This is a genomic window from Sphingomonas sp. R1, from assembly GCF_025960285.1.
In the GTDB taxonomy this organism is placed as follows: Bacteria; Pseudomonadota; Alphaproteobacteria; order Sphingomonadales; family Sphingomonadaceae; genus Sphingomonas.
On sequence record NZ_CP110111.1, the window covers coordinates 2,596,963 to 2,610,666 of the forward strand.

13 protein-coding genes are annotated in these 13,704 nt (G+C 67.6%); 8 read left to right on the forward strand and 5 right to left on the reverse strand.

The window, feature by feature from the left end:
- Positions 1-120 precede the first annotated feature (120 nt).
- Entirely contained in the window at positions 121-1,338 is a 1,218-nt protein-coding gene (locus OIM94_RS12425; protein ID WP_264607033.1) for a UbiH/UbiF/VisC/COQ6 family ubiquinone biosynthesis hydroxylase, read from the forward strand.
- On the opposite strand, the gene OIM94_RS12430 is transcribed toward OIM94_RS12425, so the two are convergent.
- Positions 1,328-1,543 carry a DUF2007 domain-containing protein gene (locus OIM94_RS12430; protein ID WP_084582409.1) on the reverse strand — a complete coding sequence of 72 codons (216 nt, stop codon included), beginning with the start codon at positions 1,541-1,543 and terminating at the stop codon, positions 1,328-1,330. The two genes, OIM94_RS12425 and OIM94_RS12430, sit on opposite strands and share 11 nt — an antisense overlap.
- A gap of 52 nt (positions 1,544-1,595) precedes the next feature.
- On the opposite strand from OIM94_RS12430, the gene OIM94_RS12435 reads away from it, so the two are divergent.
- Together OIM94_RS12435 and OIM94_RS12440 are read left to right on the forward strand one after the other, a co-directional pair.
- Positions 1,596-1,841, forward strand: a complete 246-nt coding sequence (locus tag OIM94_RS12435; protein WP_264607034.1) for a type II toxin-antitoxin system CcdA family antitoxin — start codon at positions 1,596-1,598, stop codon at positions 1,839-1,841.
- Positions 1,841-2,137, forward strand: coding sequence for a CcdB family protein (locus OIM94_RS12440; protein WP_264607035.1), 297 nt, complete (start codon positions 1,841-1,843; stop codon positions 2,135-2,137). Before OIM94_RS12435 ends, OIM94_RS12440 begins: the two co-directional genes overlap by 1 nt.
- On the opposite strand, the gene tldD is transcribed toward OIM94_RS12440, so the two are convergent.
- Both tldD and OIM94_RS12450 read right to left on the reverse strand, forming a co-directional pair.
- Complete coding sequence (gene tldD, locus OIM94_RS12445) at positions 2,138-3,565, reverse strand: metalloprotease TldD (protein ID WP_264607036.1); 1,428 nt, start codon at positions 3,563-3,565, stop codon at positions 2,138-2,140.
- 49 nt (positions 3,566-3,614) lie between these two features.
- On the reverse strand, positions 3,615-3,845 hold the full coding sequence (locus tag OIM94_RS12450; protein ID WP_264607037.1) for a zinc-finger domain-containing protein: 231 nt from the start codon (positions 3,843-3,845) through the stop codon (positions 3,615-3,617).
- Positions 3,846-3,912: 67 nt separating this feature from the next.
- Between OIM94_RS12450 and OIM94_RS12455 the strand changes: the two genes are divergently transcribed.
- Positions 3,913-4,830 carry an ABC transporter ATP-binding protein gene (locus OIM94_RS12455; protein WP_264607038.1) on the forward strand — a complete coding sequence of 306 codons (918 nt, stop codon included), beginning with the start codon at positions 3,913-3,915 and terminating at the stop codon, positions 4,828-4,830.
- A gap of 25 nt (positions 4,831-4,855) precedes the next feature.
- Here the strand turns inward: OIM94_RS12455 and OIM94_RS12460 are convergent, their stop codons facing one another.
- Both OIM94_RS12460 and OIM94_RS12465 read right to left on the reverse strand, forming a co-directional pair.
- Positions 4,856-5,290, reverse strand: a complete 435-nt coding sequence (locus OIM94_RS12460) for a hypothetical protein (RefSeq protein ID WP_264607039.1) — start codon at positions 5,288-5,290, stop codon at positions 4,856-4,858.
- Between the two features lie 143 nt (positions 5,291-5,433).
- Positions 5,434-6,327 carry an alpha/beta hydrolase family esterase gene (locus OIM94_RS12465; protein WP_264607040.1) on the reverse strand — a complete coding sequence of 298 codons (894 nt, stop codon included), beginning with the start codon at positions 6,325-6,327 and terminating at the stop codon, positions 5,434-5,436.
- Positions 6,328-6,418: 91 nt separating this feature from the next.
- Between OIM94_RS12465 and nadB the strand changes: the two genes are divergently transcribed.
- From nadB to OIM94_RS12485, 4 genes are all read left to right on the forward strand, one after another.
- Positions 6,419-8,023, forward strand: coding sequence for an L-aspartate oxidase (gene nadB / locus OIM94_RS12470; protein ID WP_264607041.1), 1,605 nt, complete (start codon positions 6,419-6,421; stop codon positions 8,021-8,023).
- Positions 8,024-8,117: 94 nt separating this feature from the next.
- Positions 8,118-9,266 carry a serine hydrolase gene (locus OIM94_RS12475; RefSeq protein WP_413716354.1) on the forward strand — a complete coding sequence of 383 codons (1,149 nt, stop codon included), beginning with the start codon at positions 8,118-8,120 and terminating at the stop codon, positions 9,264-9,266.
- Positions 9,267-9,320: 54 nt separating this feature from the next.
- Positions 9,321-12,077, forward strand: a complete 2,757-nt coding sequence (polA, locus tag OIM94_RS12480) for a DNA polymerase I (protein ID WP_264607042.1) — start codon at positions 9,321-9,323, stop codon at positions 12,075-12,077.
- Positions 12,074-13,582 (forward strand): lipopolysaccharide biosynthesis protein, encoded by a 1,509-nt coding sequence (locus OIM94_RS12485; protein ID WP_264607043.1) that lies wholly within the window; start codon positions 12,074-12,076, stop codon positions 13,580-13,582. Before polA ends, OIM94_RS12485 begins: the two co-directional genes overlap by 4 nt.
- The last annotated feature ends 122 nt before the right edge of the window (positions 13,583-13,704 follow it).

The window sequence follows — 13,704 nt, forward strand, 5'->3', positions numbered from 1 at the left end:
GAAAAAGGTCGCCGGAATCATCGCGCCTGCGGACTCCGGCGTCAAGGCAGGCGCGCTCCGTTCGCCGCCTGCCCCTGTTGACGGCTGGCAGCCGCGTGCGAACCTGCTAGGGCGGTCCGCATGGACCAGGCGGACATTCTCATCCTTGGCGGCGGGCTGGTCGGCAGCGCGCTGGCGGTTGCGCTCGACGCGCATGGCATCAGCTCGATCGTAATCGATCCGGCAGACCCCGAAACCATCCTCGGCGCGAGCTTCGACGGTCGCGCCTCGGCGATCGCGAGCGCGCCGATGCGGATGTTTGAAGCGATCGGCGTCGCCGGGCGGCTGGCGGGGAAGGGCTGCCCGATCGAAGGCATTCGCGTCTCCGACGGACTGGAACCGGGCAAGCTCGACTTCGCGCCGGACGCCGATGACGGCGCGCTCGGCCATATGTTCGAGAATCGCGTGCTGCGCACCGCGCTGTTCGAAGCGGCCCAGGCGGCATCGCTGGCAGATGTGCGGATGCAGACCCGCGCCGTCTCGGTGGAGCGCGGGTCGCACGGCGTGGTCGCAACACTCGATTCGGGTGCTACCGTGCGCGCGCAGTTGCTGATCGCGGCGGAGGGGCGCAAATCCCCCACCCGCGATTCGGCCGGCTTCAAGGTCGCGCGCTGGACATATGACCACGCCGCGATGATCGCGACGCTCAACCATGAGCGATCCCACGAGAATATCGCCTACGAGATCTTCTACCCGCAGGGTCCGTTCGCGATCCTGCCGCTGCTCGACGACGAACGCGGCCATCGCTCGGCGGTGGTGTGGACAGTCCACGCCCGCGACGCGGCGGCGATGCACAAGATTTCCGACCGCGCCTATCTGGCCGAGGCCGAGAAGAAGATGGGCGGGTTCCTGGGGAAGCTGGGGCCGCTGTCGTCGCGCTCTTCGTACCCGCTCGGCTTCCACCACGCCGCCTGGATCACCGCCGAGCGGCTGGCGCTGGTCGGCGACGCGGCGCATGGCATCCACCCGATTGCCGGGCAGGGCGTCAATGTCGGCTTCCGCGACGTGGCAACCTTGATCGAGGTGCTGGTCGACGGCAAGCGCCTGGGGCTCGACATGGGCGATCCCGAGCTGCTCGCCCGCTACCAGCGCTGGCGCGGGCTCGACACCTTCATGGTGGCGCTGGCGACCGACGGGCTGACCCGGCTGTTCGGCATTCCCGGCGCGCTGCCCAATGCGGTGCGGCGCTTCGGCCTGTCGGCGGTGGACAGGATCCCGCCGCTCAAGTCCTGGTTCATGGGCGAGGCGCGCGGCGAGAGCGGCGACGTGCCCAAGCTGCTCCAGGGGATTACGGCGTAGCGCCACCCGCCGCGTCGACGATGGTGCGCGCGGCGGCGAGATCTTCGTCGTCGACCATCACCCGCACTGGGATCAGCAGATAGCTGCCGTCGGCGATGCTGGCGCCGGCGTCGAACACGAAGCTGGGGATGTCCTCATCCTCCAGCCGTCCCTGGACGATGAAGGCTTCCTGCCGGTTGAACCGGCCGAGTTCGACAAGGGCCATGGTGGCGTCTCCCGGCGTTGACGCGCATGGGGCATGCGCATAACTTGTCCGCATGAAGCACGATCCGATCGCGTCCGGCAAGCGCAAGGCGGTCAACCTGTCGCTGGACACGGGCGTGGTGGCGGCAGGGCGCGAAATGGGTCTGAATCTCTCCCAGGTCTGCGAAGCCGCAATCCGCGCGGCCGCCAAGGCAGAGCGCGACCGGCGTTGGCAGGAAGAGAATCGCGAATGGGCCGAAGCCCATAACCGCTGGGTCGAAGAGAACGGATTGCCGCTCGAGCGCTATCGCCTGTTCTGATGACGCAGTTCGACGTGTATCGGCTGGCGGGTGGCGGCTTGGTGATCGACTGCCAGGCCGATGATCTCGCAACGATCGGCACGCGCTTCGTCATCCCGCTTGCGAAGCCCGGCGAAAGCGCCCCGACCACGCCGCGCTTGCATCCGCAATTCGACGTGAACGGCGAGACGTGGGTGCTGATGACGGAATTCGCCGCGGCCATCCGCACCGCCGAACTCCGCGAGCGGGTCGGATCGCTCGCCGGGGAGCGCTTCCGTATCCTTGGCGCGGTCGACGTGCTTACCGGCAGCGGCTGATCACGCTGCCGTCCCGCCCACCGTCAGTCCTTCCACCAACAGCGTCGGCTGGCCGACGCCGGCGGGCACCGACTGGCCGCCCTTGCCGCACATGCCGATGCCTTCGTCGAGCGCGAAGTCGTTGCCGATGCCGGTCACGCGGTGGAGCACCGTCGGCCCGTCGCCGATCAGCGTCGCGCCCTTGATCGGCGCGCCAAGCTTGCCGTTCTCGATCAGATAGGCCTCGGTGCACGAGAAGACGAACTTGCCCGAGACGATGTCGACCTGCCCCCCGCCGAAGCTCTTGGCATAGATGCCCTTCTTCACGCGGGCGAGCAGCTCGGCAGGATCGTCCTTGCCGCCCTTCATGAAGGTGTTGGTCATCCGGGGCATCGGTGCGTGCTGGAACGACTCACGACGGCCGTTGCCGGTCGGCTCGACGCCCATCAGCCGGGCATTGAGCCGGTCCTGCATATAGCCCTTGAGGATGCCGTCCTCGATCAGCACCGTCTCGCGGGTCGGGGTGCCCTCGTCGTCGATCGAAAGCGACCCGCGACGATCGTGGATCGAGCCGTCGTCGACCACGGTCACACCGGACGCGGCGACGCGCTCGCCGATCCGGCCGGAAAAGGCGCTGGTGCCCTTGCGGTTGAAGTCGCCCTCTAGGCCATGGCCCACCGCTTCGTGGAGCAGCACCCCGGGCCAGCCGGGGCCGCACAGCACGGTCATGTCGCCGGCCGGCGCCGCAACCGCGTCGAGATTGACCAGCGCCTGGGCCAGCGCCTCGTCAATCGCGCGGTTCCAGGTCTCGGGCTGGAACAGCCGGTCATAGACCACGCGCCCGCCGGTGCCGAAGCTGCCCGTCTCGCGGCGGCCGTTCTGCTCGACCACGACCGAGACGTTGAGTCGCACCAGCGGCCGCACATCGGTAGCGACGAAACCGTCGGCGCGCACGACCTCGACCACGCTCCACTGGCCGGTGAGGCTCACCGACACCTGCTTGACCCGCGGATCGCGGGCGCGGGCGGCGGCGTCGATCGTCTGGCACAGATTCACCTTGTCGGCGAAGGGCACCAGGTCGAGCGGATCGGCATCGGTGTAGAGATGGCGGTTGTTGCCCTGCGGCGGGGGCGCCTTGCCCTGCTTGGCAGGATCGATCAGCGCCATCGTCTCGGCAGCGCGGCGGATCGCGGCGGCGCTGATCTCGTTGGCGTGCGCGAACGCCGTCGTCTCGCCCGAGACCGCGCGCAGGCCGAAGCCCGACTGCGTGTCATAGGCGGCGGTCTTCAGCCGGCCGTCATCGAAGCCGAACGCCTCGGACTTGCGATATTGCAGATAGAGCTCGCCATCCTCGGCCTGGCCCAGTGCATCGGCGGTCAGGCGAACGGCAGCGTCGGGATCGAGCCCGTCGCGATAGAGGAAGGCGCGGGGATCGGTAGGAATGCTCATTCTGACGATATAGGAGGCGCGTGCGCAGAGTCACGCGCTCCCGCGACGATCAGATGCTGGCGCCTGCCGGGTGATCGGGCAGCTGGCTCTGGTCGGCGCCGTCGGCGGGGCCGCCGATCAGCACGAAACGGCGGTCGCAATAACCGCAATCGACATAGCCGCTCTCGTCGATCTGCAGATAGACACGCGGGTGGCCGAGGGCGGCGGGCAGACCTTCGCCGGTGCCGTCGCAGGCGACGCGGGGCTGGGCGGTGCGGAGGACTTCGGGCGGGGCGATCATGCCTGGAGCCTTAGCAAAGCGCGCGGGGGCTCGCAATCGGATGCGCAGGGTCTTAAAGCTGCGCCTCATGACCCAGGCTGCGATCGCGATCGACACTCTCTGCAAGACCTATCAGGGCGGCAAGCGCGCGCTGGACGGGGTGAGCTTCGACGTGCCGCGGGGGCAGATCTTCGGGCTGCTGGGGCCGAACGGCGCGGGCAAGTCGACGCTGATCAACATCCTGGCCGGGCTGGTCAACAAGACCGACGGCAAGGTCTCGATCTGGGGCTTCGACATCGACGCGCACCCGCGCAACGCCAAGGCGAGCATCGGCATCGTCAACCAGGAGATAATGTTCGACCCCTTCTTCACGCCGAAGGAGACGCTGGAGATCCAGGCGGGCCTGTACGGCGTGGCCAAGGACAGGTTCGATGCGATGGCGCTGCTCCGCGCGGTGCATCTCGAAGACAAGGCCAATGCCTATTCGCGCACGCTGTCGGGCGGCATGAAGCGGCGGCTGATGGTCGCCAAGGCGATGGTGCATTCGCCGCCGATCATCGTGCTCGACGAGCCGACCGCGGGCGTCGACGTGGAACTGCGGCAGCAGCTGTGGGCCTATGTGAAGCAGCTCAACCAGCGCGGCGTGACGGTGGTGCTGACGACGCACTATCTCGAAGAAGCCGAGGAGCTGTGCGACCGCATCGCGATCATCAACCACGGCCAACTGATCGCCAACAAACCGACGCGCGAGCTGGTCGGCATGGCGCAGGAAAAGGTTGTCGAGGTGACGGTGGACCGCGACATCGCCGCGGCGCCGGACAATGCCTGCTTCCAGAAGGTGGAGCTGAAGGGAGAGCGGGTGCTGGTGATCACCTACCGCAAGGACCAGGCGAACGCCGGCGAAGTGCTGGGCGCGGTGCAGGCGGCGGGGCTGGGGATCGTCGACGTGTCGACCCGCGAGGCGGACCTGGAGGATGTGTTCCTGAACCTGACGCGGGCGGCCTGAGGGGGGCGATCGGCCCAAGCGGTTCCTATGAGCCCTTCTTCTGGAAGATGGCCGTAACATCGCTGCATGGATTGTTATGGAACGGGGCAGACTTGTTGTCCCAGTAACCTTGCGGGCCGTGGAAGATCATCAAACGGGTGTTCGAGGCCCATTCAATTCGGGCTTGCTCGTCTTGATAATGCGACGCCGCGACACAGCCCGTCAGATACCAGTCCGGCTCCCAGGATCGCCGGATGAGGATCACGATCGAAGGCTCGCCGCCAACGATGACGCGTTCCACTTGGGCAACGCGCTTCCCGTCGGGTGACGATGCACGGGAAATGACTGAGCGCTCGGAATCGAGGAACACGGCAGGGCCCATACCCCAATAGGGTAGGGTCAGGATCACGAGCGCGACGATACCCGCTACACTGAGAAGGATTGCTCTCGATCGCTTCACGCAAAACAGCGTGTCATGCACGAGCAGCTATCGCAAGCTCCGCCCTTGCCCCAGCGGACGCTGCAGCCTCTCTGGGCCCTTGCTGAAACGGTGCAGCGGGCTTCCAGAGATGCCAGCTTGCGCTGGCATGACGGTTTGAGCGATGGACTGATCGGGTGGGGAGTTTAGCGCCGATGTGTCGCGAAAAACGCCCACATCGCCTCGTTATCCGCCGTCCAGACATGGCCTGCGCCGTGCTTCACCCGGCCGGCCACGTCGGCCCCGCCCGAGCAGCGGGTGAAGCGCTCTTCCTTCACGTCCACCGACACCGCGCGCTCCACGGGCCCCACCCGGCACCTGTTCAAGTCCGCCCAGCGCACCAGCGCCGTGTGCATCGTGTACTGCCAATAGCCCGCGCCGCCGCCCTGGATCGGGTTAGTGGTGTCGGCATCACCAGCGAAGGTCAGCACCGGCATCGGGCGCGCGGGCGTGCAGGTGGCCGGATCGGGCACGCGCATCTGGTCCTTCAGCGGATTGCCCGCGCGCAGGCCGACCACCGGCGCGATCGCGGCGAAGCGGTCCGCCGCGACGCAGCCGAGCCACGAGGTCATCCGTCCGCCACCCGAATAGCCGGTGGCGTAGATGCGCGCGCGATCCACGCAGCCCTTGGCCGCCAGCTGGTCGAACGCGGTCTGCACGAAGGCGACGTCGTCGGCATCGTCCGGGCCGGGGATCTTGCCGGTCACTGTGGGCACGCCGGGGATGTTCCACACGAAGCCGCCTTCGGCCGGGATGCCGCCATCGGGCGCGGCGAGGAGGAAGCCGTGGCGGTCCGCGGTCGCTTCCAGCTTCGATTGGGCGAGGATGTCGCGGCCCTTGCCGGTGCTGCCATGGAACACGAACACCAGCGGCAGCCGCGCGGCGCTCCGACCGGCAGGCACATGCACCAGCATCGATCGCCCGGTGCCCTCGATCGCCACCGGCACCGTCGTTCCAGCGGCCCCAAGCCGGCACGTCGCCGCCTGGGCCGAGCCGCTGCCGAACAGCACCGCCACTCCGATCCACCAGCCCAGCCGCATCCGCTTCTCCTTCGCAACCCTCTATGGTCCAAGGGTAGGGATTGCGGAACCCGCCGCATGCGCGCTTTAAGCGCCGCAAAGGAGTGCCTCTTTGTCCGACACCACCCACCAAAGCGATGTCCTGATCCTCGGTTCCGGCGCGGCGGGGCTCACCACCGCGCTCCATCTGGCGGACCGGTTCAAGGTGACGGTGCTGGCCAAAGGCGGCTTTGCCGAGGGCTCGACCGCCTGGGCGCAGGGCGGCATCGCCGCGGTGCTGGAAGAGGGCGACACCTTCGAAAGCCATATCGAGGACACGATGGTCGCCGGCGCCGGCCTCAACGACCGCGCGACCGTCGAGATGGTGGTCGAGAACGCGCCGGCTGCGATCGAGCGGCTGGTCCAGCTCGGCGTGCCGTTCAACACCGAGGGCAATGCCCTGCACCTCACCCGCGAGGGTGGCCACAGCCACCGCCGCATCGCGCATGTCGACGACGCCACGGGCCTAGCCGTGCAGACCGCATTGCTCCGCGCCGCGCAGGCGCATCCGAACATCACCTTGGTGCCCGACATGGTGGTGATCGACCTCGCCACCAGCCGGCACGAGCTGCGCTATTCGGGCGCGGGCAATGTCTGGGGCGTCTATGCCTTCAACCGCGCGACCAACCGGGTCGAGCTGTTCACCGCCCGCGCGACCGTGCTGGCGACGGGCGGGGCAGGGCGGACCTATCTCTTCTCCACCGCCCCGCGCGGCGCGACCGGGGACGGCATCGCCATGGCGTGGCGCGCGGGCTGCCGCATCTCGAACATGGAGATGATGCAGTTCCACCCGACCTGCCTCTACAATCTCGACGTCAAGAATTTCCTGATTACCGAGGCGGTGCGCGGCGAGGGCGGGCATCTGCTGCTGCCCCCCGAAGCGGGCGACGAGGCCGGCCATCGCTTCATGCCCGATTTCGATCCCCGCCTCGAGCTGGCGCCACGCGACATCGTGGCGCGGGCGATCGACCATGAGATCAAGCGGCTCGGCCTCGACTATGTCCACCTCGACATCAGCCACATGGGGCCGGAGTTCGTCCAGCATCACTTCCCGACCATCTACCACCGGCTGCTCGACCTCGACCTCGACATGACGAAGGAGCCGATCCCGGTGGTGCCCGCCCAGCATTATACCTGCGGCGGCGTGATGATCGATCGCGACGGGCGCACCGATCTGCCAGGCCTCTATGCGGCGGGCGAGGTGAGCCAGTCGGGGCTCCACGGCGCCAATCGCCTGGCGTCCAACTCGCTGCTCGAATGCTTCGTGTTCGGCGAGGCGGTGGCGAATCACATCACGGCGCATTGGGGCGAACTCGCCCCGCCGCCCGCGATCCGGCCGTGGGACGAGAGCCGGGTGACCGATTCCGACGAGGAAGTCGTCATCAAGCAGAACTGGACCGAGATCCGCCGCTTCATGTGGAACTATGTCGGCATCGTCCGCACCACCAAGCGGCTGGAGCGCGCCGCGCACCGCATCAAGCTGCTGCGCGAGGAAGTCGCCGACTATTACGGCCATTTCCGCGTAACGCCCGACCTGATCGAGCTGCGCAACCTGCTGGAGAGCGCCGACCTGATCGTCCGCTCGGCGCTCCACCGCAAGGAGAGCCGGGGCCTGCACTATACCCTCGACTATCCCGAGACGCTGGCGCAGGCGGTGGACACGGTGCTGGTGCCTTGAGCACGCGGCAGGCGGTGCGGCATCTCGTCGCTCGCGCGACTCGCTTCGTCGCATTGCGGAAATCCCCCGCTTTGCCGGCCCTAGGGGCAGTCGCATGATGGAAGTGGGCAAGAGGTTGGTTGCGGTGCGTAAAATCCGGTTCTCCAAGGTCGAGCGTGCGCTGACCGTCGCCGGGCTGGGTCCGGCGGTGCTGCTCGGCTGCGCCGTCCACGAACATCCTGAGCTTGCCGCCTATCTGCCTGCGCCCAATTACGGCGTCCTGCTGCCGATCCCGCGCGCACAGGCAGCGCCCCGGCCGGAAGTGCCGCCCCCCGCCGGGCTGGTGAGCCGCCTCTCGGACATCGCGCACAATTTCGACGGCGTCGTCGGGATTGCGGTGACCAGCGTCGACCGCAACTGGACCGCCTCGCAGGGCGGCGCGCGCAAGCTGCCGCAACAGAGCGTCTCCAAATTGTGGGTGGCGATGACCGTGCTCGACCAGGTCGATCAGGGCCGCATCCGGCTCAACGACCCGCTCGTCATCACCCGCGCCGATTTCACCCTGTTCCACCAGCCGGTCGCGTCGCTGGTCAAGGGGGATCAGGGCTATCAGAGCACCGTCGGCGAGATCATGCGCCGTGCGCTGACGATGAGCGACAATACCTGCAACGACAAGCTGCTGCGCCTCGTCGGCGGGCCGCCGGCGGTGCGCTCGTTCATCGCCCGCAATGCATTGGGCTCGATCCGCTTCGGCCCGGGCGAGAAGCTGCTCCAGCTCGGCACCTCGGGGTTGACCAGCTGGAAGCCCGAATATTCGATGGGCAACACGTTTGCCGTCGCCCGCGCCCAGCTGCCGCGCGCCACCCGCGTCACCGCCTACCAATCCTATGTCGCCGATCCGCCCGATGGCGCCGCGCCGCTTGCCATTGCCGGTGCGCTCGCCCGGCTGAAACGCGGCGAGCTACTGTCGCCGGTCTCGACCCAGTGGCTGATCGCGACGATGCAGGCCTCGCACACCGGCAAGTATCGCCTGCGCGGCGCATTGCCGCCAGGCTGGCAGCTCGCGCACAAGACCGGCACCGGGCAGGACCTGTTTGGCCGGACGGCCGGCTATAACGACGTGGCACTGCTTACCGCACCGGACGGCCGTTCCTACGCGCTGGCGGTGATGATCGGCGACACGCCGCGGCCGATCAACGAACGCCAGCTGCTGATGCAGGGCGTGGTCCGCGCGATCGTCGCCGAGCATCAGCTGGGCGCCTGAAAACAACGACCTCGGCGGGATGACGGCGGCGCGGCGCGCTGCTATCTCCCGCCCATGCCCCATCTCTATCTCGTCGACGGCTCCAGCTACATCTTCCGCGCCTATCACCGGCTGCCGCCGCTGACCAACAAGCATGGCGAGCCGGTGGGGGCGGTGTACGGCTACACCTCGATGCTGTGGAAGCTCGCCGACGAGCTGCACAAGGCCGACGGGCCCACCCACATGGCGGTCATTCTCGACAAGTCCGAGCATACCTTCCGCAACGATCTCTACGACCAGTACAAGGCGCACCGCCCGCCCGCGCCCGAGGACCTGGTCCCCCAGTTCCCGATGATCCGCGACGCGACCCGCGCCTTCAGCCTGCCCTGCATCGAGGAGCTGGGCTGGGAAGCGGACGACCTGATCGCCAGCTATACCAAGGCGGCACTGGCGCAAGGGTGGGCGGTAACGATCGTCAGCTCCGACAAGGACCTGATGCAGCTGATGACCGATCCGTCGGTCGACATGCTCGACACGATGAACAACCGGCGCATGGGCCCGGACGACACCCGCGAGAAGTTCGGTGTCGGCCCGGAGAAGCTTGGCGAGGTGCTGGCGCTGATGGGCGACAGCGTCGACAACGTGCCCGGCGTGCCGGGCGTCGGGCCCAAGACCGCCGCCAAGCTGATCCTCGAACATGGCGATCTCGAATCGGTGCTCGCCGCCGCGCCGAGCATGAAGAAGGGCAAGCTGCGCGACAATCTGATCGAGCATGCCGAACTTGCGCGGCTGAGCCACAAGCTGGTCACGCTTGCCTGCGACGTTCCGCTGCCCGAACCGCTGGAAGCGATGGAGCTGCAGGGGATCCCCGACGCGCCGCTCCGCGCGTTCCTCGAGCATCACGGCTTCAAGACGCTGCTGTCGCGGCTCTCAAGTGTCGCCGATGCGCCTGTGGAGACGCACGACACCCCCGGCGTGGAGGAAGACCCGCCCTGCAACCATGACGGCTATGAGACCGTCACCGACATGGACGCGCTCGATCGCTGGATCGCCGCTGCGCGCCACCAGGGCTGGGTGGCGATCGATACCGAGACCAGCGGGCTGGATGCTACCCAAGCCGATCTGGTCGGCGTAAGCATGGCGCTGGCACCCAACCTCGCCTGCTATATCCCGCTCGGCCATGGCGGCACCGACATGTTCGCCGAGAAGCCGGTGCAGCTCGATCGCGAGGCGGCGCTCGCCCGGCTGAAGCCGCTGCTGGAGGACCCCGCCGTCCTCAAGATCGGCCATAACCTCAAGTACGACATGATCGTGCTCGGCCGCGCCGGAATCCGGGTGGCGCCCTATGACGACACGATCGTGATGAGCTTCGATCTCGACGCCGGTCTGCACGGTCATGGCATGGACGAGCTCGCCGCCACCCATCTCGCGCACAGCTGCATCGCCTACAAGGACGTGGTCGGCACGGGGAAGAGCCAGCTGAGCTTCGGCCAGGTCGATCTCAAGGTCGCAACCCGCTACGCCGCCGAGGATGCCGACGTGACGCTGCGGCTGTGGCGCCGCCTCAAGCCGCGGCTCGCCTACGAGAGCGTGACCCGCGTCTATGAGAGCGTGGATCGCCCGCTCGTCGCGGTGCTGGCCGAGATGGAGGCCACCGGCATCAAGGTCGATGCCGGGGTGCTTTCGAAGCTCTCCTCCGATTTCGCGCAGCAGATCGCGACACTGGAGGAAGAGATCCACGCCATCGCGGGCTTCAAGTTCACCATCGGCAGCCCCAAGCAGCTGGGCGACGTGCTGTTCGACAAGATGGGGATCAAGGGCGGCCGCAAGGGCAAGTCCGGCGTCTATTCCACGGACGTCAACGAACTGGAGCGCATCGCCGCCGACAAGGATTCGCCCGGCCGCGAGATGGTGCTCAAGGTGCTCGACTGGCGCCAGCTGTCCAAGCTCAAGTCGACCTATACCGATGCACTGCAGGCGCAGATCAACCCGCATACCGGCCGGGTCCACACCAGCTACAGCCTCACCGGCGCGCAAACCGGGCGGCTCTCGTCGACCGATCCCAACCTGCAGAACATTCCGGTGCGCACCGAGACCGGCCGCCAGATCCGCGACGCGTTCGTGGCCGAGCCGGGCAACGTCATCCTCTCGGCCGACTATTCGCAGATCGAGCTGCGCCTGGCCGCGCACATCGCCGATGTGCCGGCACTGCGCACCGCGTTCGCGAACGGCGACGACATCCACAGCCTGACCGCGATGGAGCTGTTCGGCGAAGTGAACCGCGACACGCGCGGCCGCGCCAAGACGATCAACTTCGCGATCCTCTACGGCATCTCGCGCTGGGGTCTGGCCGGCCGGCTCGACGTGACGCCGGACGAGGCGCAGGCGATGATCAACCGCTATTTCGAGCGCTTCCCCGGCATCAACCGCTACATCGCCGACACGCTGCGCGAGGCTAAGGAGCGCGGCTATACGACGACGCTGTTCGGCCGGAAGACGCACTTCCCGCGGCTCAAGGCGTCCAACCCCAATGAGCGGGCGGGCAGCGAGCGCGCCGCGATCAACGCGCCGATCCAGGGCACCAGCGCCGACATCATCAAGCGCGCGATGGCGCGAATGGTCCCGGCGCTGCGCGAGGCGGGGCTCGATAAGGTCCGCATGCTCCTCCAGGTGCATGACGAACTGGTGTTCGAGCTGCCCGAGGGCGATGTCGAGGCCGCGCGTCCGATCATCGAGCGGGTGATGGCCACCGCCGCCGAACCGGCGATCCAGCTCACCGTGCCGCTCGGCGTGGAGATCGGCGTCGGCCCCAGCTGGGGCGCCGCGCATTGAGCCAGGCGGAAGCGTCCAAGGATATCAATGCGCTCGCCAAGGGCGGTCGGACGAACATGCTGGGCTTCGTCATCCGGCTGGTCGCCCGGCTGCCGTTCCTGTTCATCGCCGGGCGCTCCTATGGCCCGGAGATCGTCGGGCGCTATGCGATCGCGGTACTGGTCATCGAGTTCGTGGCGCTTGTCGCGACGCTCGGGCTCAAGCGGGGGCTGGCGCAGGCACTGTCGAGCACCGACCGCCCCCATACCCATGTCGTGTGGGATGCGATGGTCGTCGCCTTTGTCGCGGCGCTGGTCGCCAGCGGCATCATGATGGTCTTCCCCCAGGCGATGTTCCCCAACAGCCCGGTGATGGGGCTGGAGCGGTTCCTGTCGACCGCGGTCATCGCGATCGCGCTGTCCGACGTGTCGCTCTCGGCGCTGGCCTATCGCCACAATATCGGTGCGTCGGTGACCGCCCGGGCGATCATCGAGCCCTGGACGATCAGCATCGCCGCCTGGGTCTTCTCCTTCGTGTCGGCGCGCGATGGGCTGCTGATGGCCTATGTGCTGTCGATGACCGCCGCTTTGGTCGCCTCGATCGTGCCGTTCGTGCGTGAATATGGCCTGCCGGTCGGCTGGCGGCCGCAGCTGGCGGAGATCTGGGGGCTCGCCCGGCTCAACGCGCCGCTGGCGGGGGCTGATGCGATCGAATGGGCGACGCGCAACGTCGATCGCTTCATCCTAGGCCTGCTGTTCGCGCCCTCGGTAGTCGGCATCTATTACATGGCGCAGCAGGTCGCCTCGGTACCGCAGCGGCTGAAATCGAGCTTCGATCCGATCCTAGGGCCGGTGCTCACCCAGAGCCTCGCGGCGGGCGACCGCCCGGCGGTGGCACGTCAGGTGCGGCAGGTGGGCTTCTGGATCCTCTGTGCGCAGGCGGGCCTCGCCGTGATGTTCTCGATCCCCGCCGAGGGCGTGATGGGCCTGCTCGGCCGCGAGTTCGTGATCGGCTCGGCGGTGCTGTGCATCCTGCTCTTCGCCGAGGTGCTCGCCTCGCCCGGCGCGGTGTGCGAGACGGCGCTGATCTACATCACCCGACACACCAATCTGGCGATCTCGATCTGCGTGCTGATGCTCCAGATCGGCTTGAGTTTTGCGCTGATCTTCGTCGCGCGAGGGCACGGATGGTCGGTGCCGGTGCAGTCCGCCGCGCCGGCGGTTGCGCTGGCCCTTTCGCTGACGATCGGTTCGATCGCGAAGGGTCTGTTGCTGCAGGCCAAGCTCGGCGCGCCGGTGGTGAGCATTCGCCCCAGCTTCTTCGCCGCGATGGCGATCGCGGGGCTGGTCGGCGCGGCCTTCACCTCGCTGCCGCACCGCTTCGAATGGGCGGAAATGAGCCTGGGCATGCCCGCGATGCTGCTCACCTTCCTGTTCGTGATCATCCGCTTCGGCTTCGGTGCCGAGGACCGCGCACTCTTCCGCAAGGTGCCTCGGGTGGAGGGAGCAGTGGGCGAGGCGGCCTGAGCGTATGTCGCCCGGCGAAGCGGGAGGAGGGTGCGCAGTCTTCTCGTCCTGCCAGCGCAAGCTGGCATCTCCCGAAGCCCGCTGCGCCGTATCAGCAACTCGATGGAGGCCCCAGCTTCCGC

Coding starts and splice junctions, on each gene's coding strand:
- OIM94_RS12430 (WP_084582409.1), bottom strand. CDS start 1,543: ATGGCCCTTGTCGAACTCGGCCGGTTCAACCGGCAGGAAGCCTTCATC.
- polA (WP_264607042.1), top strand. CDS start 9,321: ATGCCCCATCTCTATCTCGTCGACGGCTCCAGCTACATCTTCCGCGCC.
- tldD (WP_264607036.1), bottom strand. CDS start 3,565: ATGAGCATTCCTACCGATCCCCGCGCCTTCCTCTATCGCGACGGGCTC.
- OIM94_RS12465 (WP_264607040.1), bottom strand. CDS start 6,327: ATGCGGCTGGGCTGGTGGATCGGAGTGGCGGTGCTGTTCGGCAGCGGC.
- OIM94_RS12450 (WP_264607037.1), bottom strand. CDS start 3,845: ATGATCGCCCCGCCCGAAGTCCTCCGCACCGCCCAGCCCCGCGTCGCC.
- OIM94_RS12440 (WP_264607035.1), top strand. CDS start 1,841: ATGACGCAGTTCGACGTGTATCGGCTGGCGGGTGGCGGCTTGGTGATC.
- OIM94_RS12435 (WP_264607034.1), top strand. CDS start 1,596: ATGAAGCACGATCCGATCGCGTCCGGCAAGCGCAAGGCGGTCAACCTG.
- OIM94_RS12455 (WP_264607038.1), top strand. CDS start 3,913: ATGACCCAGGCTGCGATCGCGATCGACACTCTCTGCAAGACCTATCAG.
- OIM94_RS12425 (WP_264607033.1), top strand. CDS start 121: ATGGACCAGGCGGACATTCTCATCCTTGGCGGCGGGCTGGTCGGCAGC.
- OIM94_RS12475 (WP_413716354.1), top strand. CDS start 8,118: ATGATGGAAGTGGGCAAGAGGTTGGTTGCGGTGCGTAAAATCCGGTTC.